We start from the raw sequence: 24,035 nt of genomic DNA on the forward strand, positions 1-24,035 counted from the left end.
CGCATAAAGTCAGGGCAGCATGGCGACGATTTCGTCGGCACATGCGCGGATTTCCGCGGCGGCCAGCTTGGCGCCGCGATCGTTCATCTGCAGCACGGTCTGACCGAGCGCCATCGCCTGCTTGTAAGCTTCCCGGGTCGGGATTTGCGTCTTCAGCAACGGGAAGCCGAGTTCCTCGAGCGCGCGCTTGAGCTCGCGGGTGAGCATGCGCTTCTCTTCGGTCTTGTTGAGCAGGAAGACGGCGCGGAGGTCCTCGTTCATCACCTGCGCCTGCTGGATAAGCTTGACCAGCCCGACGCTCGACCAGTAGTCGGCCGGCGACGACGAAGTCGGGATCACGGCAATCGATGCGGCCAGCAGCACGACGCCGGAGACCTTTTCGGTGATCGATGGAGGGCAGTCGACGACGATGATGTCGTAGTCGTTGATGAACTTCTTGATTTCGCGATGAATCTGGCCGCCGGCTTCGGCGAGGTTGACGACCGGGAACGGGATGCCGGCGTCGCTGTCACCGGATGCGCTCGACCAGTGAACCAGTGTGTTTTGACCGTCTGCGTCGATGACGAGGACGCGCTTCCCTTTCTCATGGAATGCCGCGCCGAGGTGCATGGCAATCGTGCTTTTGCCGACGCCACCTTTTTGTTGAGTGACTGCAATGATTTCCGCGGCCAATTTTCACTCCTGTTTTTGGTCGTTGGAATTCTACAGGACGATATTTATATTTCAATGAAATTGTCGTTCGCCAACTACGCGTTAGCCATTCGGGCTATCGGTTTATGCGCATAAACGAATGGAGGATGCCGGACGGTTGGCACGGGTGGACGCGAGATGGCTGTTGTGGATGATGAATCCGGATGCTCGTGACGACAGGCGGCTTCGGTTTCGCGTTCGGCATGCGGATTTGCGCAATGTATCGGTGCTGCCCCTTCTCTCGTTGAAGAGGGCTGCTGCCTTGGTGTCGGGGAGTTTGTGCGCATAACCTTCGGCGGTGTCGGATAGCACCGACGAGTCTGAGCTCAGACCTATGCGGCGCGATACGCGCCAAGTTCAACGACGAGGCGCGCTGGCTGTCCGTCACTGCGTTTATGCGCATAAACCATCGACAAGCGCCGAGACGACCCTACGACGACGCACCGGACGCCATCGCACAGCGTGCCGATAATCGTTCGGGGCATCGAAATGCCCGGATTGATCACGATATCAGCGGTCGTGTCCACCTAGGGGCGCGATAGCTTTATGCGCATAAACCCAGCGACGAATACATGTGATGGTGCGGAGTCGACGCCGGCAACACGGCATGACGATGAGTCTTATGCCGTAAGCTATTCGCCAACGATGAAGGCGTCGCGAGTCACCCGTGCAACGCACTTTATGCGCATAAACGCATCCAGCGGGTTGCGCGCTCGTCGGTGCAACTCTCCTGCACGTCACCCAGAGACTCCAACTCCCCTTCCATCCGTGCTCCGACACTCTGCCGTAACACCCGAGACCTGACTGGCTACAATACGTGCCTTTCTCATCCAGGCCCGAACGATGATCACGATCTACCACAACCCTCGTTGCTCGAAGTCCCGCGAGACGCTCGCATTGGTCGAGACGCTGAACACCACCGGCACGCCAGTGAACGTCGTTGAATACCTGAAGACGCCGCTGACGGTCGAGGAACTGGAAGCGCTGCATCGTCAGCTCGGGCGCCCGGCGCGCGACATGCTTCGCGATGGCGAGGAGCCGTACAAGACGCTGGATCTGGCCCGTACGAACCTGACGGACGCGGAAGCCTACGAAGCGATTGCGGCGCATCCGATTTTGCTGCAGCGCCCGATCGTCGTGTATCGAGGCAAGGCAGCCATCGGCCGCCCGCCCGAGTCGGTGCGGGCGCTGTTCGAATAATTTTAGTTCGGCGTATTTTTCTTACCGAGTCGATCCTGGCGCGAGCGCGCCGGGATCGACCGACAGAATTCGCAACCGCCAGCGATCCCCGACGCCACGCAGCGGACAGCCGGTACTCGGCGCGCTCGCCCCACGAGCCGCCTCCAGCGTCGACCCCACGACGTCAACAACGACATCGCCAACTGCGACGCGCAACCACGGACCGACATCGGCAGCTTAGCCCTTCGGCGCGTCGCCCGACGACTCGTCCCGGTCACCCCTCGCTTCATCCACCGTCCCCCGCCCCGCCGCTGCATGCGCCGCTGTCCGCAGCATCGCGATCTGCCCGCGATATGCGCGGCATCCGCTGCAAGCCGGCAGATGCGCGTGCACCTGCATGCGCTCATGGAGCGTCAACGATCGGTCGAGCGCATCCGACAGCAGTCGCGTCACGTCTCTACATTTCCCCGGCAGCATCTTCGGTCGTCAGTCCTTTTTCGCTCAGGCAGGTGCGCAGGCGCGTGCGCGCCCGATACAGCAGCACGCTGCAATGATTCGTCGTCAACGTCAGTTCGCTGCAGATGTCGGCAATCTCGACGTCGAGGAATTCGCGCATCATGAATACGCGTCCGATGTTTTCGGGCAGGTGGTCGAGGCACGCCTGGAACAGCGTCCAGAACTGCTGTTGCTGCAACAGCGTTTCGGGGCGTGCCCACGGTCGCGGCTTCGTGTGCGCGGCCCAGTGCCCGTTTTCCTTGAACAACTCGCGATCGAGCACGAATTCGCCGTCGAGCTCCGCATCGAGTGCGGACAGACTCACCGTCCGCTGCCGTGCACGCAGAACGTCGATCAACTTGTTGCGCAGGATGCCGAACACCCATGTTTTGTGCGCCGACCGTCCCGCGAACTCGCCCGCATGCGTCCACGCAGCGGTCAGCGCTTCCTGCACGGCATCCTCGGCCGCATCGGCATCGCGCAGCTGGAGTCGCGCGAAGCGCAACAGGTCGCGGCGCAGTTGCGAGAGATAGGCGGGGTCGTCGTATGCGGACGGCATGGCGGGTCAGGAGCCTTACGAAGCGGAGGCGATCGTGTGCGCGCCACCGGGCGGGCGCATCGCGGTGCGAGCAGCTTACTGGGCCAGACGCCACGCTGCAACGGCTGTTCCGTCACGAATTCATGAAGCCGGCCGGTGCGCTGCGCTATGCTTGCCGGAGCCCCGCATCGCACGCTGTGAAATCGCGACACGGGCGGTCTGTAACATCAGATCAGAACGGCCAAGTTATCCACAATTTCTGTGGAAAACCTTGTGGAAAGTCGGCCGGTCGGCCCCGTGGGACGGTTCACGGGCTGGCTTGCCTATAAACAGGCCTTTGTCGCCTCTTCGGAATCAATCGGTCCGATTCCTCACTCACCGGAAGGAGAAAGCCATGTCCTATCGTGTTGCGGTCGTCGTCGGCAGCCTGCGTCGCGGTTCGTGGAACCGCGCGCTCGCGCACGCCGCGATTTCGCTCGCCCCCGCCGATTTCTCGTTCGAATTCGTCGAGATTGGCGAACTGCCGCTGTACAGCCAGGACTACGACGCGGATTTTCCGGAAGTCGCGAAGCGCTTCAAGCAGTCGATCGAAGCCGCCGACGCACTGCTGTTCGTCACGCCCGAATACAACCGCTCGATCCCGGGCGTGCTGAAGAACGCGCTCGACTGGGGCTCGCGCCCGTGGGGTCACAATTCGTGGTCCGGCAAGCCGGGCGCCGTGCTCGGCACGTCGCCCGGCGCGGTCGGCACCGCGCTCGCGCAGCAGCACCTGCGCAACGTGCTCGCGTATCTCGATGTGAAGATGCTCGGGCAGCCGGAAATGTTCATCAAGCATGACCCGGCGCGCATCGACGACGAGGGGCAGATCGTCAGCGAGGACACCCGCAAGTTCCTGCAGGGCTTCGTCGACCGCTACGTCGACTGGGTGCGCGTGCTGAAGGCGGCCTGATCGCCGTCCCCTTCCCGCCGCCGGCAACCGGCCCGCATGCCGCGGGTCAGGCGCCGGCATGCCGCGCATCGCGCGCTTCGCGGATGCCGAGCAGGATCTCGTCGAGCAGCGCGATGTCGAACGGCTTCGACAGCACGCGCACGTTGACGGTACGCGTGCGGTCGAGTTCCTCCGCGTATCCCGTGACCAGGATCACGGGCAGCCGCCCCGGCCGCTTGTCGATCGCTTCGGCGAGATCGATGCCGTTCAGGCGGCCCGGCATGTGGATATCCGAGATCACCAGATCGAAGGCGTCGTTCGCTGCAGCGCCCTCGATCAGGCGCAACGCGTCGTCGGCGGTGGGGGCGTAGGTGACGCGGTGCCCGAGTAGCGTCAGCAGCGCTTCGGTGCCGGCTGCGACTTCGCTGTTGTCTTCGACCAGCAGCACGTGCAGGCCCGCGAGCGCGCCGGTGTCGTGCGCGACGGGCTGCGAGCGCGCGACGATGTCCTCGACGCGTGCGCGCGGCAGGTAAAGGCGCACCGACGTCCCGGCGCCGACCGCGCTGTCGATCGTCGCGAGACCGCCCGAGCGCTCGCAGAACGCGAACACCTGCGGCAGCCCGAGCCCCGTTCCCATCCCCTGCGCCTTCGTCGTGAACAGCGGCTCGAACGCCCGCGCGAGCACGTCGGGCGCCATGCCCGAGCCCGTATCGTCGAGCGAGATCTGAACGAAGTCGCCGATCAGCGGAAAACCGTCCTCGCGGCGCAGCGTCACGTTGCGCGCACCGACCGTGAAGCGGCCGCCGACCGTCATCGCATCGCGCGCATTGACGGCGAGATTGATCACCGCGAGTTCGAGTTCCGCGACATCGACCCGGATCGGCCAGATGCCCGGCTCGATCGCGACGACCAGCGACGACTTCGAACCCAGCGACGTCTTCAGCAGTTCGCGGCACGTGCCAAGCCACTGGCCGACGTCGATCGTCTCGTTGTGCAGCGGCTGCTTGCGCGCGACGCCGAGCAACTGGCGCGTGAGAGACTGGCCGTTCTTCAGCGCGCGTTCGATCGCGCCGAGTTCCTTGTCGAGATGCTGGACTCCGCGTCGCCGCGCGATCTGCACGTTGCTCGAGATGATCATCAGCAGGTTGTTGAAGTCGTGCGCGACGCTGCCGACCAGGTTGCCGAGCGCCTGCATCTTGCGCGACTGCCGGTATGCCGATTCGATCGAGCGCCGCATCGACGCTTCGGCCTGCCAGCGGTCCCACGCCTCCTCTTCCGCCTTCAGCCGCCTCAGCGACAGCCAGATCACCGACCACAGCGCGATCGACGGCGCGAACATCGAGATGAACAGCACGCTCAGGTGTTCGTACCATTCATGCCAGATCGCGGCGGTGCGGTACGCGCAGGTCACGTACACGGGGTAGCTGCCGACCTGGCGGTAGGCGACGATCTCGCTGCTGGCGCCGTCGTGGCGCACGCGCACGACGCCCGCGCGCGGATCGTTGCGCGCGTTGCCGAACGTGGCCGTGAGATCGGTGTGCGCGAGCGACGGCGGCGGCGGATACGACGCGATCACCGCGCCGTCGGAGCGCGCGAGCGCCATCGTCATCGGCGTGGCCGCGCCGCCGAGCAGGTCGCGGTAGAACGCATTGAAATACGACGACTTCAGCGCGATCGACACCATCCCGGCGAACGAACCGTCGCTGTGGCGTCGCGCGACGCCCGTGTTGAACACGGGGATGTTCTCGAGCTTGAGTGGCCCCATCATCAGCTTCGAGATGTGTTCGATCACCTTGCCGTCGCGGATGCCGGCGAAGTCGTCGCGGTACGCGATGGACGCATAGGGCGCCGGAAAGTAGAGGCTGTTCGCGAGCAGCATCCCGCTCGCACCGAAGATCGACACCGCGGCCACCTGCGGATAGCCGCCGCCGATCGTGTTCAGCGCTTCATGGATGTCGGATTCGTGGCGGCGCACGGTGGCGTCGTCCATGTCTTGCACGAGGTCGACGATGCGCGCATCGAGCGTCTCGCTCAGGTCGAACACCTTGAGCGCATGCTCCTCGGCGACGCGCACGGTGCGCATCGTCACGTCGCTCGCCGCAGCCTCGCGTGCCTTCAGGTCGTTGTACGCCATGACCGACACGTAGATGCACGGCAGCACGATCGCCGCGACCAGCAGCACGATCAGCGTCACGCGCCGGACCGCGAAATCGTGCTCGGGTGCGCCGGACGCATAGCTGCCGTCGTCCTGCCAATCGTCGGCGGGCGGGGCGGCGGGTATGCGGGAGTCGGCGGGACGTTCGGACGTCATTGAGGAAGGCGGGCCAAGCTGAGATGTTCAATCATAAACGAGTTGTGCCCGCTCGCCGTACCGGCGCACGGATGGGCAACCTGATGATTCCGACAGGTACGAAATGAAAGTTTGAAAACGCTATGAATCCGGCAGCGCAAACGTACACAAAGAAAAATTTTGCGTGCTTATCTTGAAAATGGTCGCGGCTGTTTTCGGAATGGCAGGCGATCGAACCAATTTTGTTCGAAATGGTGAAAATGGCGAGTTGCACTGCCTTCGGTTTACTCCGAGAATCGCGCCTTGCTTTCCCTATGACAGATATATGCGCACGCCGGCGTTCGCGGCGCGGTGTGTCGCGTGCCTCGTGCCGCGATGCCCGCGCGCGGTCGCACGGTGGTGCCCGCGCTTGATTGCACGGCGCCTCAAGAAGCGCGCCGCGCGGTCGTTAACGCGAGAGAGACCATTCCGTATACCGCTTCGCCGCCATGCCTTTGCCGATCGTGATCGCCGACGACTCCTTGCTCGCTCGCAAACTTCTGACGAAGGCGCTGCCGGGAGACTGGGACGTCGACGTCGCGTATGCGGCGAATGGTCGCGAGGCTCTGGCGCTCTATCGTGACGGCAAAGCTTCCGTGATGTTTCTGGACCTGACGATGCCCGACATGAACGGCTATCAGGTGCTCGAGACACTGCGCCACGAAGATCTGAACACGTTCGTGATCGTGGTATCCGCCGATATTCAGCCGCAGGCGCAAGCACGCGTGCGCGAGCTGGGCGCGATCGCATTCGTTGCCAAGCCCGTGACGTCGGAGGCGTTGCTGCCCATTCTCAAGGAGTATGGGTTGTATGCCTGAATCGGTGTTCACGGCGGAGCAACGCGACGCGTTGCAGGAGATCGCCAACCTCGCTATGGGCCGCGCCGCCGCACGGCTCGCGTTGCTGCTCGGGCATTTCATCGAGCTGTCGGTACCGCGCGTGCGCGTCGTGAAGGCCGCCGATGCGGGCGACGCGCTGCGCGAGATGACGGGCATCCACGAGAACGTGACGGCCGTGCGCCAGGGATTCCGTTCCGACATCAAGGGCGAGGCGATCGTGCTGTGCCGCAGCGCGGGCGTCGCGCGGCTCATGTCGCTGATGGACCGCACGTTCGGCGACGGCGTGTACGCCGGCATGGCCACGCAGGACGAACTCGTGTTCGATGTCGCGAACGTGCTGATGAGCGCGTGCGTCGCGTCGATCCTCGACGAGCTCGGCCGCAAGCCCGTGTTCTTCCCGCCGGGGCTGCTCGGCGCGAACGTGTCGTTCGACGACGTGTTCCAGCCGAACGCGCTCGCATGGAGCGTCGCGCTGCTGCTCGAAGTGAACTTCGGCCTCGAGGATCACGCATTCCGCGCACATTTCGTGATGCTGATGGCCGAGGATTCGATCCGGCTGATGGGCGATGCGCTCGACGCATTGCTGTCCGCGCTATGACCGCTACCCCGACCACCACCGCCGCGTCGCTGAGCGACCTCGTGATCGAACGGGTCGGCTTCGGCCTGTTCGTGCTCGACCGCACGATGAACGTGCTGATGTGGAATCGCTTCATGCAGGACCACAGCGGTATCCCGGCTGCCGACGTGATCGGCCGCAACCTGTTCGACCGCTTTCCGGAACTGCCGCGCGCATGGCTCGAACGCAAGCTCGAGAGCGTGTTCCAGCTCGGCAGTTTCGCATTCAGTTCGTGGGAGCAGCGGCCTTACCTGTTTCGCTTCGAGCACGACCGGCCAATCACCGGTGGCGTCGACTACATGCAGCAGGACTGCACGTTCATGCCGCTCACGCGCGGCCGTGAAGTCGAGGCCGTTTGCGTGACGATTTCGGATGTGACGCACGTGAGCGTGATGCAGCGCGAGCGCGAGGAGGCGGTCGCGAAGTTGCGCGAGCATGCGAATCGCGATGGCCTTACCGGCATCGCGAACCGGCGCTTCTTCGAGGCGCGGCTCGGCGACGAATTCGCGCGCTGGCAGCGCTACGGCGGCGACCTGTCGGTACTGCTGTTCGACCTCGACCACTTCAAGGCGATCAACGACCGGTTCGGGCACGCGGCCGGCGATGCGGTATTGCGCGAGACGGCACGCCGCGTCGCGTCGATCGTGCGCGCGCAGGATACGTTCGGCCGCTTCGGCGGCGAGGAATTCGCGCTGCTGTTGCCGTGCACGAATCTCGACGAGGCGATGCGGGTGGCCGACAAGGTACGCGCCGCGATCGGCGGCACGCCGGTCGATGCGGAAGGCGTCAGCGTGCCGGTGACGGCGAGCGTCGGCGGCGCGTGCGCGACGGCGGGCGCGTCGGGGTTCGACGCGCTCGTCAACGAGGCCGACACCGCGCTCTATCGCGCGAAGCGGCTCGGGCGCGATCGGTCGATCGCCTACGCGTAACCGCCGCGCCGCCGCTTCACGCGTGCGATGCGCGCCGTTCAGCTTTTCGCGATATCCGCGAGCACGCCGGCCAGCACGGCCGGCTGCGACACGAACGGCGAATGGCTGCTGTCGAGCTGGTGCACGTGCGTCGGGTTGCCGGGCACGAACGCGTCGGCTTCGTCGATGAAGCGCTGCTGCAGCGCGGGCAGGAGCACGCGATCCGCCAGGCACTTGATGTAGTGGCGATCGATCGCGCCCCAGCGCGCGGTGGTCGTCGGGATCGCAGTCGCGAACGGCGCGGCCGGCACGTCGCAGGTCATCAGGTTCGCCACCGCCTCGAAGTCGGCCTGCGGCACGTCGTCGTACAGCGCGCGCTTCGCGAGCGCGCGATACGCCGCATCGCCGCTGCGCGGATCGATCCGCAGCGCGCCCGCGACGCGCGGGCTCGCGAGCATCAGCGGGCCCAGCATTTCGCCCTTGTTTTCCGGCGCACGCACGTAGTCTAGGCCCGGCACGCCCGACGCGGGCATGAACGCCGCGAGATAGACGATCTTCGCGATCTTCTCCGGCGCGCGCTCCGCCGCGGCCGTGATCGCGAGGCCGCCCATGCTGTGGCCGACGAGCACGACCTTGCCGCGGCCGAGCGCGTATGCGTCGTCGACCGCCTGCATCACCTGCGTCGCATAATCGTCGAGGGTGGTATTCGCGACCGGCGACGGCTCGGCGCCGAATGCATCCTCGTCGAGCGGCCTTTCGAGATACGATGCGGGAAAGCGGGCATTGATGCCGTGCGCGGGCAGGTCGCGCGCGATCGACAGGTAGCCGCGCGCGGCCAGCGCGGCCGCGACGTGCGCGTAGCACCACGCACCATGCCACGCGCCGTGCACCAGCACGAAAACGGGATGGTCGGATTGCGCGGCGGCGGTTACGTTCGTCTCCATGGTGTCCGTGTCTTTTCGAGAAAGATGTTCATCTTAGACGAAGCCGCGCGCGTCCAAGCATGAACGCGCGGCCCGACCGTGCGCGTGCCCGGATCGGCTGCCGCGATACGGCCCTTTTGTCTCCTTCAGGCCACATTTCGTCTTGATCTGATTTGAATTTGCACCGAAGCGCGCTAATTTGACGCTTTGTTACCGATTGCGCTCCATGAACGTCGACTACCTCTTCTACCGGCGGCCGGAAAAGCCTGGCCCCTATTCGCTCGACGACCTGGGCGAAATCGCGCCGCCGATCGGCCCGAGCGACGTGGTGCGTGCGGGGATCGCGCGCGTGTTCGAGCAGATCGACTGGCAGGAGTCGCCCGATGTGCCGGGCGCGTGGTTCGGCACCGGCGGCCCGTCGTTCCAGTTCACGGCGGAGCCCGACGGGCGCGTGACGAGCTTCATGGGCTCGCGCCTCGAACGCCGCTCGATGCTGCAGCTGACCCGCGAAATGGGCCTCATCGCGCTCGATCTGCAGCGCGACATCGTCTACGGCTGACGGGCGGCGCGACGCCGTTCCCCGCAGCGGCCGGCCACGCCGGCCCCAACCCCCCAGGCGGCCCGCCGAGCGCGGCGTGTGTCCGCCATCGAACTTCAAAGATTGCTATACTTTCGCCCAATTCTGGCTTCCGGCCGGTAATTTGTGCCTGTCTGCGTCGATCGTTCGCATATCTCGCACGCATTTGACGCCCTGACCAACCCAGCCGGGCATGGCTTCTTCAATCGCCCCGCGTGGGTGTCTCCGTGGAGCTCGTCTTGGCCGTTTCCAATCTCGTCGTGGACGAACAAGAAACCGACGCCGCTGCCGTCACCTCGGGCAGTTCTTTCTATCTGGCGATGCGCATCCTGCCGGCGGTGCAGCGCGACGCGATGTTCCAGGTCTACGCGTTCTGCCGCGCGGTCGACGACATCGCCGACAGCGACCTGCCGCGCACCGAGCGCAACGCGGGCCTCGATCGCTGGCGCGCGGACATCGATGCCTGCTTCGCCGGCCAGCCGCCGCGCCATCTGGTCGCGCTCGAGCGCGAGATCCGCGCATTCGACCTGAAGCGCGAGGACTTCCACGCGATGATCGACGGGATGGCGATGGACGCCGCCGAGGACATCTGCGCACCGGACGAACCGACGCTCGACCTGTTCTGCGATCGCGTGGCGAGCGCGGCCGGCCGTCTGTCGGTGAGGATTTTCGGGATCCCGGAGGCGGAAGGCATCGAGCTGTCGCACCACCTCGGCCGCGCGCTGCAGCTGACGAACATCCTGCGCGACATCGACGACGACGCGGCGATCAACCGCTGCTATCTGCCGCGCGAGCTGCTCGCGCGCGAAGGCATCGCAATCACCGATCCGGCGACGATCGTGCGCGACCCGGCGCTGCCGCGCGTGTGCGCGACGCTCGTCGAGCGCGCGCTCGAGCATTTCCGCGCGGCGGACGCCGTGATGGATCGCTGCACGCGCGCGCAGGTCAAGGCGCCGCGCATCATGTCGGGCGCGTACCGCTGCATTCTGGAAGCCGCGATCGCGCGTGGCTTCGCCGCCCCGCGCGTTCCGCTGCGCAAGCCGAAGGCGCGCATGCTGATGATCGCCGCGCGCTACGCGCTGTTCTGAGCCGATGCCCAGAACCGTCCACGTGATCGGTGCAGGACTCGCGGGCCTGTCGGCCGCCGTCGAGCTGCAACGCCGCGGGCGGCGCATCGTGCTGCACGACGCGCATGCGCATGCGGGCGGTCGCTGCCGCTCATGGTTCGACGGGACGCTGAACACGACGCTCGACAGCGGGCTGCACCAGGTTTTCGCGGGGCAGTCCGCGACGCAGCGCTACCTGCGCGCGATCGGCGCGGCCGATCAGCTCACGGGGCCCGCGCTGCCTGAATATCCGGTGGTCGACGTCGCGTCGCAGCAGCGCTGGACGCTGCGCTTCGGCAACGGGCGCTGGCCGTCGTGGCTGTTCGATGCGGCATCGCGTGCGCCGGGCACCACGCCGCTCGACTACCTCGCGCTGGCGCCGCTCGCGTTCGCGCGCACCGGCCGCTCACTCGCACAGACGATGCGATGCGATGGCGTGCTGTGGGATCGTTGGCTGCGGCCGTATTGGCTCGGGGTGCTGAACGTCGAACCGCGCCACGCCAGCGCCGAGCTCGCGCGCGCGGCACTGTGCGGCATGTTTGCCGCGGGCGGCCCCGGTTGGCGCCCGCTCGTCGCGCGCCACGGGCTCGGCAGCGCATTCGTCGAACCGGCGCTGCGGATGCTTCAGCACGGCGGCGCGCAGATCAGGCTGAACTCGCGGCTCGATGCGTTCGAATTCGGCGCGCACGGCAACGCGGTCGATGCGGTCGCGATCGGCGGCGAGCGCGTCGATCTCGCGCCCGGCGACGCGGTCGTGCTGGCCGTGCCGCCCGAGGTCGCACAGCCGCTCGTCCCGGATCTCACCGCACCCGACACGTTCAGCGCGGTCGTGACCGCGTACTTCGCGGTCGATACACCGGTCGGCAGCCCGCTGCAGACGGCCGTCATCAACGGCATCGTCGACGCGGTGCGTACCGGCGATGGTCCGCTCGCGGCGACGATCCGCGACGCGGGCCGCTGGCTCGACATGCCGCGCGACGCGCTCGCGCGGCGCATCTGGGAAGACGTCGCGCGCGTGACCGGCGCGAACCCGGAAACCCTCCCCGCGTGGCAGCTCGTCGTCGAGCCGCGCGCGGGGTTTGCGGCGGTTCCGTCGCAGGAAATGAAACGTCCGGCCGTGCGTACGCGCTGGACCAATCTCGTGCTGGCGGGCGACTGGATTGCCACCGGCTTGCCCGCCACGATCGAGGGCGCGATCCGTTGCGGCCAATTGGCCGCGGACGTGCTCCAGACACAATAAGAGAGGGACCGATGAACGATCTCACCGATATGGCTACCCTGTCCGCCGGCACCGTGCCGGCCGGGCTCGACGCGGCCGTCGCCAGCGCGACCGACGCGCTGCTGGCCGCGCAGAACGCGGACGGACACTGGGTCTACGAACTCGAAGCCGATTCGACGATTCCCGCCGAATACGTGCTGCTCGTCCACTATCTCGGCGAGACGCCGAACCTCGAGCTCGAACAGAAGATCGGCCGCTATCTGCGCCGCATCCAGCAGGCCGACGGCGGCTGGCCGCTGTTCACCGACGGCGCGCCGAACATCAGCGCGAGCGTGAAGGCGTATTTCGCGTTGAAGGTGATCGGCGACGACGAGAACGCCGAGCACATGCAGCGGGCGCGCCACGCGATCCACGCGATGGGCGGCGCCGAGATGTCGAACGTGTTCACGCGGATCCAGCTCGCGCTGTACGGTGCGATCCCGTGGCGCGCGGTGCCGATGATGCCGGTCGAGATCATGCTGCTGCCGCAGTGGTTCCCGTTCCATCTGTCGAAGGTGTCGTATTGGGCGCGCACCGTGATCGTGCCGCTGCTGGTGCTGAACGCGAAGCGTCCGATCGCGAAGAACCCGCGCGGCGTGCGCATCGACGAGCTGTTCATCGACCCGCCCGTGAACGCCGGCCTGCTGCCGCGTCAGGGCCACCAGAGCCCCGGCTGGTTCGCGTTCTTCCGCGTGGTCGACCACGCGCTGCGCGCGGTCGACGGCCTGTTCCCGAGCTACACGCGCGAACGCGCGATTCGCCAGGCCGTGTCGTTCGTCGACGAGCGCCTGAACGGCGAGGACGGCCTTGGCGCGATCTATCCGGCGATGGCCAACGCGGTGATGATGTACGACGTGCTCGGCTATGCGGAAGATCATCCGAACCGCGCGATCGCGCGCAAGTCGATCGAGAAGCTGCTCGTCGTGCACGAGGACGAAGCGTATTGCCAACCGTGCCTGTCGCCGGTGTGGGACACGTCGCTTGTCGCGCATGCGCTGCTCGAAACCGGTGACGCGTGTGCCGAGGAAGCGGTGCTGCGCGGCCTCGACTGGCTGCGCCCGCTGCAGATCCTCGACGTGCGCGGCGACTGGATCTCGCGTCGCCCGAACGTGCGGCCGGGCGGCTGGGCGTTCCAGTACGCAAACGCGCACTATCCGGACGTCGACGATACTGCCGTGGTCGTGATGGCGATGGACCGTGCGCAGAAGCTCAAGCAGACGGATACGTATCGCGAATCGATGGCGCGCGCGCGCGAATGGGTCGTCGGCATGCAGAGCAGCGACGGCGGCTGGGGCGCGTTCGAACCGGAAAACACGCAGTACTACCTGAACAACATTCCGTTCTCGGATCACGGCGCGCTGCTCGATCCGCCGACCTCGGACGTATCGGGCCGCTGCCTGTCGATGCTGTCGCAGCTTGGCGAGAGTGCGCTGAACAGCGAGCCGGCCCGTCGCGCGCTCGACTACATGCTGAAGGAGCAGGAACCGGACGGCAGCTGGTACGGCCGCTGGGGGATGAACTACGTGTACGGCACGTGGACGGCCCTGTGCTCGCTGAACGCAGCCGGGCTGACGCCGGACGACCCGCGCGTGAAGCGCGGCGCGCAGTGGCTGCTGTCGATCCAGAACAAGGACGGTGGCTGGGGCGAGGACGGCGACAGCTACAAGCTGAATTACCGCGGCTTCGAGCAGGCGCCGAGCACCGCGTCGCAGACGGCGTGGGCGCTGCTCGGCCTGATGGCGGCCGGCGAGGTGAACAACCCGGCCGTTGCACGCGGCGTCGATTACCTGATCGCGCAGCAGAACGAAGAAGGCCTGTGGGACGAGACGCGCTTCACCGCGACCGGCTTCCCGCGCGTGTTCTACCTGCGCTATCACGGCTATCGCAAGTTCTTCCCGCTGTGGGCGCTCGCGCGCTATCGCAACCTGAAGCGCGCCAATGCGACGCGCGTGACGGTCGGGATGTAACGCGTGGCACCGGCGCAGCACAACGGCACGTCGCCCGTCATCGCCGTCACGGGGATGGCGTTCGAGGCACGCATCGCGCGCGGCCACGGCGTCGAGGCCGTGTTCGCCGCGCGGGCCGACCGGCTCGAGCGCGCGCTGGCCGAGGCGACCGCGCGCGGTTGCGCGGGCATCGTGAGTTTCGGCACGGCGGGCGGGCTCGCACCCGATCTCGCGCCCGGCGCGCTCGTGATCGCGGACGCGATCGACGGGCCGTTCGGCCGCGTGCAGACCGATTCGGGCTGGAGCGCGCGGCTCGTCGCCGCGCTGCACGACACGCCGGTATGGGCACGCGTCACGCGCGGCACGATGGCGGCGGTCGGCGCGCCGGTGGTCAGCGAGCAGGAAAAGACGTCGCTGCATCGCACGAAGGGCGCGCTCGCCGTCGACATGGAGTCGCATATCGCCGCGGCCTTCGCGGCGTCGCGCGGCGTGCCGTTCGCAGTGTGCCGCGCGATCGTCGACCCGGCGTGGCGCACGTTGCCGCGCGCGGCGACGGCCGGCCTGCGCGACGACGGCAGCACGGCCATCTTGCCGATCCTGCGCGAACTGCTGAAGCAGCCGTCGCAGCTCGGCCCGCTGCTGCAGGTTGCGGGCGACGCGCGTGCGGCTCGTACGACGCTGATCCAGGCGCGGCACGCATTCGAGCGTGCCGGCGCGATGCGGATCGTCTGAGCGGCGCTCGCCGCTTCTCCTCCCCCTCTTTCCTCTTTCTTTTCGCGTTCGCGCAAAAAAAGAGCGCTGCATGATGCAGCGCTCTTCGGCTTGCGGGCGGATGCCGAGCGCGTTACTGCGCGGCCGGACCGCTCGCGGGCACCGTCGGCATCGCCGGCGCGATCGGCGCGCCGTTGGCGGCCGGCGCGGTCGCAGCCCCGGCCGACGCAGCCGTCGGCGCCGCTGCAGGCGCACTCGCCGGCATCGCGCCGTCCGCACCCGGATCGTCGTACTGCGGCAACCCCGGCGCGGCCGGTGCGTTGTTCGGTGCCGTGCCCGATGCGCCGCCCGACTCGCCCGGATCCTCGTAATTCGGCAAGCCCGGCACGGTCGGCGCGGCCGCCGGCACCGCGCCCGATTCACCCGGCTCGGCGTAGTTCGGCGGCGTGGCCGACGCCGACTGGCCGCGATACGTCAGCGACTTGCGCTGCTGCAGATACGCATCGCGGACGAACGAGTACGGATCGAGCGCCGCCTGCTTCAGCAGATCGGTCGCGCCGAGCAGGTCCGAACGCGCGCTGATGAACTGCGCGATGTACATCGGATTGCGCGCGGCCGGCTCGATGTAGTTGAGCAGGTTGAAGCGGACGTCCACCGCGCGGCCGACGCCGTCGCGGATCGTGCTCGGCCCGAACACGGGCAGCACGAGGTACGGGCCGGACGGCATGCCCCAGCGCGCCATCGTCAGCCCGAAATCCTGGTGATGCTTCGGCAAACCGGCCGGTGTCGCGATGTCGATCAGGCCGCCGACGCCGAACACCGAGTTCATCGCCACGCGCATCAGATCCTGCGTCGCATCGGTGATGCGCAGCTGCAACAGGTTGTTCGCCATGTTGCCGAGATCGCCGAGGTTCGAGAAGAAGTTGCTGATCGCGGTGCGCACGGGCGTCGGCGTGACCTTCTGGTAACCCTTCGCGATCGGCACGGCGATGTTCGTGTCGACCGTGTCGTTGAACTTGTACATCGCCCGGTTCATCGGCTCGAGCGGGTCGTTGGGGTTGCGGTTCGGGCCCGTCGCGCAGCCGCTCAGCATCGCGCTGGCAGCGACGGTCGCCGCAATGATTCGCACCTGGTTCATTATTTCCTTGCGATTGGTTCTTTGGCGCGTTTGACGCGCGGTTTGCCCATCAGGACGGGCTGAAACACCACGGCGCCGATCAGGGTGCAGGTCAAGGCCAGCGCGAGCAGTTTGCCCATGCTCGACGTGCCCGGATGATGCGACAGCCACAGGCTGCCGAAGGCGGTTGCGGTCGTCGCGGCGCTGAACAGCACCGCGTGCGTGAGGCTCGATTGCAGCAGGCCCGTCTGGCCCGCGCGCCACGCCATCACGAAGTACACCTTGAACGCGACGCCGACGCCGAGCATCAGCGGCAGCGCGATGATGTTCGCGAAGTTCAGCGACATGCCGAGCACGACGCACATCTCGAGCGTGACGAGCCCCGACACGAGCAGCGGCACCAGCGTGCGCAGCACGTCGCCGAAGCGGCGCAGCGTGATCCACAGCAGGATCGTGATCGACAGGATCGACCACAGCGCCGCGTGCAGGAACGCGTTGATGATCGTGTCGGCCGAATGCAGGATCGAGATCGGGCCGCCGATCGCGCCCGGCTCAGCGGCCTTCACCGCCTTCGCGAAGCGGCGCAGCATCGTGTCGTCGTTCGGGTCGACGCCCTTCGGCACCTTCGGCGAAATCTGCACGAGCGCGTGGCCGTCCGGCGCGATCCAGTCGCGCACGAGCTGCGGCGGCAGCGCTTCGCGCGTGATGTCCTGCGGCTGCAGCAGCGTCGCGAGCTGATTGAGCGCGATGCGCAGCGTGTCGGAGAATGCGCGTTCGGCGCGGTCGCGCGTCGCGCTGTCGGCGGCGGCGAGCTTCGCGAGCGATGCCGACAGATGCTGGGCGGCGGCCGCGCCCGGGCCCGGGTGATCTTCCGCCGCGTAGCTCAGCAGGTCCGACACGCGCTTGAGGGCGGCGACGCGCTGCGCGTCGGTCGCGGCCGGCGCGGCCGGTTGCGTCAGCGCGGGCAGCAGGTCGCTCGCGGCCGCGGCGATCGCCGCGCGCTTGGCCGGCTGGTCGGCCGGCACGAAGGTCGACAGCGTCGTCGTGCGGCCGACTTCCGGCAGCGCGTCGAGGCGCTTCGCGGCCGCGTCTGCCTCGGCGAGCGACGGCGCGAGCAGCGTGACGTCGTTGACGGCCGCTTCGGGCGAATCCTTCAGCGCGAGCAGCGTCGCCATCGATTCGCTGTTCGGATCCTTCAGGTGCAGCGGATTGAAGTCGAAGTGCAGGAACGCGAGCAGCGGCAGCGCGCCGATCACGACCGCGAGCGTGCCGATCAGGATCGGCTTGCGATGGCGATCGAGGAAGTCGTCGACCGGCGCGAGCCACGGAAAGCCCGGCGTCTTCGATTCGCCCGGCGGCGCGAACAGGCGCAGCAGCGCGGGCAGCAGCGTGAGCGTGGTCAGCAGCGCGACGAACATCCCGACGCCCGCGATCAGGCCGAGCTCGGACACGCCGCGATAGGCCGTGGGAATGAACGAGAAGAAGCTCGCCGCGACCGCCGTGGTGGCCAGCGCGAGCGGCATGCCCATCGAGTGCGCGGCGCCGATCAGCGCGTGATCGATGCGCGGATCGCGGAAGCGCTCCTCGCGGTATTTCACGCCGTACTGGATCGAGAAGTCGACGCCGAGGCCGACGAACAGCACCATGAACGCGACCGAGATCATGTTCAGCGAACCGACCATCGCGAGGCCGAGCGCCGCGGTCACGACGAGGCCGACGAACAGCGTGACCAGCACCGAGCCGATCATCCGCTTCGAGCGCAGCGCGAGCCACAGGATCACGAGCACGGCGAGGAGCGTGAGCGCGCCGTTGAGCGCGGCGCCGTCTTCCACCGACGCGAATTCGTCGTCGGCGAGCGGTTGTTCGCCGGTCATGCGCACGATCGCGCCGTAGCGTTGCTCGAGGCCGAGCGCTTTCGCCGTGTCGCGGATCACCTGGGTCGTTTCGGCGCCGGCCTTCAGCGCGCCATAGTTGACGACCGGCTGCACCGTGACGAACGCGCGGGCCGGCTGGCGTGCGGCATCGCTGTCGACCAGCCCGCGCCACGAGAACGCGGCGGGCTTGCCGGCCAGCACGTCGTCGACGGTCGCGGCGCTGCGCGCGAGCAGCTTCGCCATCGCGGGCAGCTTCACCTGGCCGGTCAGGAGCGGCTGGCCGAGCGTGGTGGACAGCGTGGTCGCGAGCCCCGTCAGGCTCGGATTCTTCGCGAGTTCGTTGACGAGCGGCCGTGCGCTCGCGAGCTGCGTCGTCGTGTCCGTCACTTCCTGCGGCGACAGGAACAGCAGCCCGTTGTGCTCGAAGAACGGGCCGCCGCCGGGTTCGGCGACCTGGCCGATGCGGCCGGCGTCGGCCTGCTTCTGCAGGGCTTCGGTGAGCGTGTGCGCGGCGGCGGTCGCGAATTCGGGTGCCGGGGCCTCGACCACCGCGAGGATCGTGCCGTTGCGTTGCGGGAAGGCCTTGTCGACGGCCTGGCCGAGCGCGGCCCACTGGGGTTCCGCGTCGACGAGCTTGCTGATGTCCGTGTTGATCTTGAAGTGCTGCGCGACGTAGACGCCGCTGAAGACGGCGACGACGAGCGACAGCACGACGACCCAGACGGGGCGGCGTACCGACCATGCGACGAGTCGGACGATGAGAGATGTCACCATGTGGCGGTGGGGAGGGGCTGGCAAGGACAAAACAACGAGTATACCGGCGCAACGTGGCGTCGGTCGCGACGATGGAGCGTAAAGGGGCGGGAAGGATATTTGCTCCGCGGCGCAGGAATCGGCTCCTGGTGCCCGGCGATTTGTATGGGGATGCTTACATAATCGGTCGGCCTTGCGCCGCGGCGGGGCCTGTGACAAAAGGGGTTGAAAGGTAACAGTCGGTCACTGCGCGGCAGGCCGGCCGCCGGGCCGCTATACTTCGACCCACCGGCCGATGCCATCGATGCAATCCGCCGGCCGTTTTTTCTCATCGAGTGCGATATCCGTATGAAACGTCATCTGTTTGCTTTCGTCGCGGCGGCCGCCGTGTCGGTTTCCGCTTTCGCGCAGAGCGCGCCCGTCGACATCGTCCGCAATGCGGTCGAAGGCACCGTCAACGCGATGAAGGCCGATCCGGGTGCGCGCGGCGGCGACATGGCGAAAGTCACGCAAGTCGTCGAGCAGCGCTTCCTGCCCGCGACGAACTTCGAACGCACGACCCGCATCGCGGTCGGCGATGCCTGGAAGCAGGCGACGCCGCAACAGCAGCAGGAGTTGTACAAGCAGTTCAAGCTGCTGATGACGCGCACCTATGCTGCGTCACTCGCGCAGCTCGGCGGCCAGGACGCGAAGTTCTCGTTCAAGGCCGGCGGCGCGTCGGGCGCCGATGCGCTGGTCCAGTCGACGGTCACGACGCCGGGCGACAGCCAGTCGGTCGGCTATCGCCTCGGCAAGATCGGCAACGACTGGAAAATCTACGATATCGACATGTCGGGCGCGTGGCTGATCCAGGTCTACCAGGGGCAGTTCAAGAGCCAGCTCGCGTCGGGCGGCATCGACGGCCTGATCGCGTATCTGCAGAAACACAACTCGCGGACGAACTGATTGCCGCCAGTCGGCCGACTGTTCAACATGCGGCATGTATCAAGGGCGCCCTCGGGCGCCCTTTTTCGTTGCGGGTTCGGAATGACGCGGCACCGGTGCCGGAGGCGCTACCGCCGCCGATGCTCGACCGCGAACTTGATCAACTCCGCCTGCCCTTCGATCTCGAGCTTGCGCTTCAGATTGAGCCGGTGCGTTTCCACCGTGCGCACCGACAGCCCCGTCTGCTGTGCGATCTGCTTGCTCGACAGCCCCTCGGCCAGCGCATCGAGGATGTCGCGTTCACGTGGCGTCAGGCGGTCGAGCGGCGACGCGGCCGCGCTCGCCTGGATCATCCGCGCGGCAAGCCCTTCGCTGAAGAACGTCTGCCCCGCGAGCACCGCGCCGATCGCGCGCACGATCTCGCTCGCGGGCGAATCCTTCAGCAGATAGCCGCTTGCGCCGGCGCGCACGGCCTGCGTCACGTACTCGATGTTGTCGTGCATCGACAGCATCAGCACGCGAATCCCCGGAAAGCGCTCGTGGAAGACGCCGGCGAGCGTGATGCCGTTCATCCCGTTCATGCCGACGTCCATCAGCGCGAGATCGGGCTCGAGCGACGCGGCGAGCGTGAGCGCCTCGTCCGCGTTGCCGGCTTCACCGACCACGGACAGATCGGCCGCTTCGAGCCGCATCCGCAAGCCGTCGCGCACGAGCGGGTGATCGTCGACGAGCAGCAATCGGGCGGCGGGCCGGGCGGTGTCGGGGGCGCTCATGGGTCAAGGTCTCCGGTTATGGGGCGCGCGCTCAGGCGGCGCGCAGCGGCACGCGCGCGGCCACGACGGTGTGGCCGACCTGCGACGTGATCGTCAATGTGCCGCCGAGCGCGTCGAGGCGCTCGCGCATGTTGCGCAGGCCAATGCCGCGGCGCGCATCGGTCTGCGACCGCTCGGCATCGAAGCCGCAGCCGTTGTCGGCGATGGTCAGCGTGACGGAATGCGCGCCGACGTCGAGCGTGACGGCGGCGCGCGACGCCTGCGCATGATGCACGATGTTACTGAGCGCCTCCTGCGCGATCCGGAACAGCGCCGTATTGACCGGCGCGGGCAACGGCCGCGCGCCACTGTGCGCCACCTGCGTATAGCCGATGTCGATGCCGCTTTCCGCGCCGAGTTCGCGCACGAGCTGCTCGAGCGCGGCCGCGAGGCCGAGATCGTCGAGCATCGCCGGGCGCAGCGCATGTGAGATGCGCCGCACCTCGCGCAGCGTGTCGCCGAGCCGCGCGACGCCGGACGCGAGCGCCTGCTCGGCTTCGGGCATGCGCGTCGCGCCGCGCTCGAAGCGCGCGAGCGCGGATTCGAGCATCAGCTTCGCGGACACCATCATCTGGCTGATCCCGTCATGCAGTTCGCGCGACAGCCGCTCGCGCTCCTGCTCCTGCGATTCGACGACACGCTGCGCGAGCTGCTTGAGCTTCGCGTCGGCGCTGCGCGACTCGCTGACGTTCAGCACCAGCGCGCAGACGGCGATCACCGCCGCGCCGGTCAGCGCGATCGCGGTGAGCCAGCTCATCGTCCGCTCGATGTTCGCGGACGCGCGCGCGTCGATGCGTTGCAGCGCGGTGTCGACGTCGTCGAGATAGATGCCGGTGCCGACCATCCAGCCCCAGCGTTCGAGCGCGACGACGTAGCCGAGCTTCGGCGCGGACTTGCCCGTCGACGGCCGCTGCCACGTGTAGCGTACATAGCCGCCGCCGTGCGACGCGGCGCCGATCAGCTGCTGGATCGTCAGCGCGCCCTGCGGGTCGCGCATCGACCAGTAGTTGTGGCCGACGCGCTCGGGCTCGCGCGGGTGCATCAGCGCATTGCCGTGCAGGTCGTATACGAAGAAATAACCGTCGGGGCCGAAATCCATCTTCTGCAGCATCGCGAGCGCCTGCGTGCGCAGCAACGCATCGTCGCGCGCATTGCGGCCGCTCGCGTCGTACAGCGGCATGATCGCGCTCGTCGCGAGCTCGACGTAATGCTTCAGCTCGACTTCCTTGCTCGACAGGTAGGCGGCCTGGATCGTCGCGTGCTGCGTGCGCGCGAGCGACGTCGCCTGCTGGCGCACGCCGAAGCCGATGCCGGCGATCGCGAGCAGGAACGGCACGATGGCCAGGAGGAAAATCTTTGCCTTGAGTCTCATGGTGGTGTGAAGCGGGCGCGGGCCGGCCGGCACACGTGTCGCGCGGCGGCGAGCCGACATTGTCGGCGATTTCGCCCGCGGGCGGCGAGGCGGCGGCTCGCCGTGGCTCAGGCGCGCCGCGGCGCGCGGTCGACGCTCGCGGCCGTCTGCACGTCGACCCGGTTGCGCCCGCGTTCCTTCGCGCGGTACAGCGCGTCGTCGGCGAGCTTCAGCGCTGCCTGGATGCTGTCGTCGCGTTCCGGATAGCAGGTCGTCACGCCGATGCTCGCGGTCAGGCGGTCGGACGAGCCCGTGGCGTGCCGGATGCCGAGATCGAGGATGCCGGTGCGGATCGCTTCGGCGATCGCCACGGCGCCCGGCGTGTCGACGTCGGGCAGCACGACGACGAACTCCTCGCCGCCGTAGCGCGCCGCATAGTCGGCCGGGCGCCGCAGGCAGCCGGCGATGCAGCGGCCAACCGCGGCGAGCGCGTCGTCGCCGGCCTGGTGGCCTTGCGTGTCGTTGTAGCGCTTGAAGTGGTCGACGTCGACGAACAGCAGCGACAGCGCGTGTTGCGAGCGTGCCGCGCGGCGCCATTCGCGCGCGAGCGTGACGTCGAGCATGCGGCGGTTGTCGAGGCCGGTGAGGCCGTCGGTGCGCGCGAGGGCCTGCAGTTCGGTTTCCGCGCGGTGGCGCTTGCGCAACTGCACGTCGAGCAGCAGCGACAAGCCGACGAAGCCGAGCGCGAGCATGACCATTGCCGAGCCGATCGGGAGCGCGCGGTCGTACCACGCGGCATAGGTGTCGGCCTCCGAGCGCGCGACCATGATGATCAGCGGCAGGTTGTCGAGATGCCGGAACACGTACAGGCGCCGCACGCCGTCGATCGACGCGGTATCGGCGAAGCTGCCCTCGTTCGCGGTCATGAAGTGCCGGAACGTGCTGGCCTTGGTGATGTCGCGGCCGACGATCGCCGGATCGTACGGCTTGCGTGCAACCATCCGGCCGTCGGTGTTGATCAGCGCGACGGAGCCGCGATCGCCGAGCGCCAGGCGCGAGAACAGGTTCTGGAAATATTCGAGCCGGATCGACATCACGGCAACGCCGCCGAACGAGCCGTCGGGCCGGGTGATCCGTCGGCTGAGCGCGATGCTCAGCGAGCCGCCGCGCAGCCGCGAATGGTACGGATCGCTGACGTACAGGCCGACGTTCGGGTGGTCGCGGTGCACCGTGAAATACGGTTCGTTGGCGAAGTTGGCCTTGCGCGGCACGTCGCTCATGCCGTCGACCGCGATGTCGCCGTTCGCATCGAGCACATAGATGCCGCCGAGGTATTTGGCCGTCGTCGCGCGGTCGAACAGCACCTGGCGGCGCAGCGACATCGGCAGCGCGGCGACCGCGGGATCGTTCGAGCCGTCGACGACCGCCTGCAGCGACAGCGCATAGATCTCGATGTTGCGCTCGATGTCCCACGACGCCATCAGCGCGATGTTCTGCTGGGTGGTACGCGCGCGATCGCGTGCGTCGATGCGGCCTTCGTACAGCACGATGGCGCACAGCAGCAACAGGAGCAGCGCGATCAGCAGGCCTGAATAGAAGATCAGGTGCGGCAGCAGGAACCGGCGAAATTGCGCGGCGATACGGCCCGTCAGGCCGGATTCGCTGGGCATTGCGTAGTCGGTTTCTGCCATGGTCCGTGGATCGAAGGGCATCGCCGCCAGGCGGCGGGCCGATGCGATTGTTCGTATGATTTGCCGGCGGCGATCCGGTACGCGCGTCTCCGATGCGCATGCCGCCCGATCGACCGGAGAACTGGAACCGATCGTCGATGATTGCGGCCGGATTAGCCGCAAGAATCACTCCATTCACCGGGAGGATTGGCCGCGATTCGACGATCCGACGAATCGGGCAGCGCGGATTGATCCGAGTATAACGCGCGCATTTGTCTACGCGCAGAATGTTGCGCAGCGTTGATCCGGATCAAATTATCGCCGTGGCCAATACTTGCCAGTCGTGCGTGAAGCGTTGCGGTGAAAGGCTTCGCGCCAGTTAGAGCGGTGCACATTTCACGGTCGCCGGTTTTACTGCTTTAACGGCAGGTGACGCGGGAACTTGAAGTTGCACAATACGGATCGATTATCGATTTCAGTGCTCACGTAAA

Annotated in this window: 20 protein-coding genes and 1 pseudogene; 11 read left to right on the forward strand and 10 right to left on the reverse strand. The window is 67.2% G+C overall.

The window, feature by feature from the left end:
- Positions 1–9: 9 nt before the first annotated feature.
- Positions 10–672, reverse strand: a complete 663-nt coding sequence (gene parA, locus ACV22W_RS28460; RefSeq protein WP_040138954.1) for a ParA family partition ATPase — start codon at positions 670–672, stop codon at positions 10–12.
- An 861-nt stretch (positions 673–1,533) separates the two neighbouring features.
- Between parA and arsC the strand changes: the two genes are divergently transcribed.
- On the forward strand, positions 1,534–1,890 hold the full coding sequence (gene arsC / locus ACV22W_RS28465) for an arsenate reductase (glutaredoxin) (protein WP_059529036.1): 357 nt from the start codon (positions 1,534–1,536) through the stop codon (positions 1,888–1,890).
- Between the two features lie 216 nt (positions 1,891–2,106).
- On the opposite strand, the gene ACV22W_RS28470 is transcribed toward arsC, so the two are convergent.
- The gene (locus ACV22W_RS28470; RefSeq protein ID WP_448022798.1) at positions 2,107–2,346 is read right to left on the reverse strand and encodes a zf-HC2 domain-containing protein; all 240 of its coding nucleotides are present in this window, start codon (positions 2,344–2,346) and stop codon (positions 2,107–2,109) included.
- Entirely contained in the window at positions 2,327–2,923 is a 597-nt protein-coding gene (locus ACV22W_RS28475; RefSeq protein WP_448022799.1) for an RNA polymerase factor sigma-70, read from the reverse strand. The genes ACV22W_RS28470 and ACV22W_RS28475 overlap by 20 nt, the downstream gene beginning before the upstream one ends.
- A 373-nt stretch (positions 2,924–3,296) precedes the next feature.
- Between ACV22W_RS28475 and ACV22W_RS28480 the strand changes: the two genes are divergently transcribed.
- Positions 3,297–3,851, forward strand: a complete 555-nt coding sequence (locus ACV22W_RS28480) for an NADPH-dependent FMN reductase (RefSeq protein WP_175910729.1) — start codon at positions 3,297–3,299, stop codon at positions 3,849–3,851.
- Positions 3,852–3,897: 46 nt separating this feature from the next.
- Here the strand turns inward: ACV22W_RS28480 and ACV22W_RS28485 are convergent, their stop codons facing one another.
- Positions 3,898–6,141, reverse strand: coding sequence for a response regulator (locus ACV22W_RS28485; RefSeq protein WP_448022800.1), 2,244 nt, complete (start codon positions 6,139–6,141; stop codon positions 3,898–3,900).
- Positions 6,142–6,608: 467 nt separating this feature from the next.
- Here ACV22W_RS28485 and ACV22W_RS28490 point away from each other — a divergent pair, with 467 nt between their 5' ends.
- From ACV22W_RS28490 to ACV22W_RS28500, 3 genes are read left to right on the forward strand one after another with little or no spacing between them, the layout of a single operon-like run.
- Positions 6,609–6,977: a response regulator gene (locus ACV22W_RS28490; protein ID WP_040138947.1), complete on the forward strand. Its 369-nt coding sequence runs from the start codon at positions 6,609–6,611 to the stop codon at positions 6,975–6,977.
- Positions 6,970–7,596: a chemotaxis protein CheC gene (locus ACV22W_RS28495; RefSeq protein WP_448022801.1), complete on the forward strand. Its 627-nt coding sequence runs from the start codon at positions 6,970–6,972 to the stop codon at positions 7,594–7,596. The genes ACV22W_RS28490 and ACV22W_RS28495 overlap by 8 nt, the downstream gene beginning before the upstream one ends.
- Positions 7,593–8,543 (forward strand): GGDEF domain-containing protein, encoded by a 951-nt coding sequence (locus ACV22W_RS28500; protein WP_448022802.1) that lies wholly within the window; start codon positions 7,593–7,595, stop codon positions 8,541–8,543. Before ACV22W_RS28495 ends, ACV22W_RS28500 begins: the two co-directional genes overlap by 4 nt.
- Before the next feature lie 38 nt (positions 8,544–8,581).
- Here the strand turns inward: ACV22W_RS28500 and ACV22W_RS28505 are convergent, their stop codons facing one another.
- A complete protein-coding gene (locus ACV22W_RS28505) occupies positions 8,582–9,466 on the reverse strand; it encodes an alpha/beta fold hydrolase (RefSeq protein ID WP_448022803.1) in 885 nt (294 codons plus the stop codon).
- 205 nt (positions 9,467–9,671) lie between these two features.
- Between ACV22W_RS28505 and ACV22W_RS28510 the strand changes: the two genes are divergently transcribed.
- The 5 genes from ACV22W_RS28510 (at position 9,672) to ACV22W_RS28530 (ending at position 15,064) form a co-directional block, all read left to right on the forward strand.
- A complete protein-coding gene (locus ACV22W_RS28510) occupies positions 9,672–10,004 on the forward strand; it encodes a hypothetical protein (RefSeq protein ID WP_448022804.1) in 333 nt (110 codons plus the stop codon).
- Between the two features lie 257 nt (positions 10,005–10,261).
- Positions 10,262–11,110 (forward strand): presqualene diphosphate synthase HpnD, encoded by an 849-nt coding sequence (gene hpnD, locus ACV22W_RS28515; protein WP_448022805.1) that lies wholly within the window; start codon positions 10,262–10,264, stop codon positions 11,108–11,110.
- Positions 11,111–11,114: 4 nt separating this feature from the next.
- Positions 11,115–12,368 carry a hydroxysqualene dehydroxylase HpnE gene (gene hpnE, locus ACV22W_RS28520; protein ID WP_448022806.1) on the forward strand — a complete coding sequence of 418 codons (1,254 nt, stop codon included), beginning with the start codon at positions 11,115–11,117 and terminating at the stop codon, positions 12,366–12,368.
- Between the two features lie 11 nt (positions 12,369–12,379).
- Positions 12,380–14,353 carry a squalene--hopene cyclase gene (shc, locus tag ACV22W_RS28525; RefSeq protein ID WP_448022807.1) on the forward strand — a complete coding sequence of 658 codons (1,974 nt, stop codon included), beginning with the start codon at positions 12,380–12,382 and terminating at the stop codon, positions 14,351–14,353.
- 54 nt (positions 14,354–14,407) lie between these two features.
- Positions 14,408–15,064: a phosphorylase gene (locus tag ACV22W_RS28530; protein ID WP_448022830.1), complete on the forward strand. Its 657-nt coding sequence runs from the start codon at positions 14,408–14,410 to the stop codon at positions 15,062–15,064.
- A gap of 112 nt (positions 15,065–15,176) precedes the next feature.
- Here ACV22W_RS28530 and ACV22W_RS28535 read toward each other — a convergent pair whose 3' ends face one another.
- Positions 15,177–16,181, reverse strand: coding sequence for an MlaA family lipoprotein (locus ACV22W_RS28535; RefSeq protein WP_448022831.1), 1,005 nt, complete (start codon positions 16,179–16,181; stop codon positions 15,177–15,179).
- Positions 16,177–18,808 (reverse strand): annotated as a pseudogene (hpnN, locus tag ACV22W_RS28540) (hopanoid transporter HpnN); the annotation flags it as partial. The gene ACV22W_RS28535 and the pseudogene hpnN, both read right to left, overlap by 5 nt.
- A 327-nt stretch (positions 18,809–19,135) precedes the next feature.
- On the opposite strand from hpnN, the gene ACV22W_RS28545 reads away from it, so the two are divergent.
- Positions 19,136–19,732, forward strand: a complete 597-nt coding sequence (locus tag ACV22W_RS28545) for an MlaC/ttg2D family ABC transporter substrate-binding protein (RefSeq protein WP_448022808.1) — start codon at positions 19,136–19,138, stop codon at positions 19,730–19,732.
- Positions 19,733–19,839: 107 nt separating this feature from the next.
- Here the strand turns inward: ACV22W_RS28545 and ACV22W_RS28550 are convergent, their stop codons facing one another.
- The 3 genes from ACV22W_RS28550 to ACV22W_RS28560 all read right to left on the reverse strand — a co-directional run bounded on the left by ACV22W_RS28550 (position 19,840) and on the right by ACV22W_RS28560 (position 23,565).
- Positions 19,840–20,484, reverse strand: a complete 645-nt coding sequence (locus ACV22W_RS28550; protein WP_448022809.1) for a response regulator — start codon at positions 20,482–20,484, stop codon at positions 19,840–19,842.
- Between the two features lie 31 nt (positions 20,485–20,515).
- On the reverse strand, positions 20,516–21,895 hold the full coding sequence (locus tag ACV22W_RS28555) for a cache domain-containing protein (RefSeq protein WP_448022810.1): 1,380 nt from the start codon (positions 21,893–21,895) through the stop codon (positions 20,516–20,518).
- Positions 21,896–22,002: 107 nt separating this feature from the next.
- Positions 22,003–23,565: a sensor domain-containing diguanylate cyclase gene (locus tag ACV22W_RS28560; RefSeq protein ID WP_448022811.1), complete on the reverse strand. Its 1,563-nt coding sequence runs from the start codon at positions 23,563–23,565 to the stop codon at positions 22,003–22,005.
- Positions 23,566–24,035 lie beyond the last annotated feature (470 nt).

The sequence above is a fragment of the Burkholderia sp. AW49-1 genome (assembly GCF_053427845.1).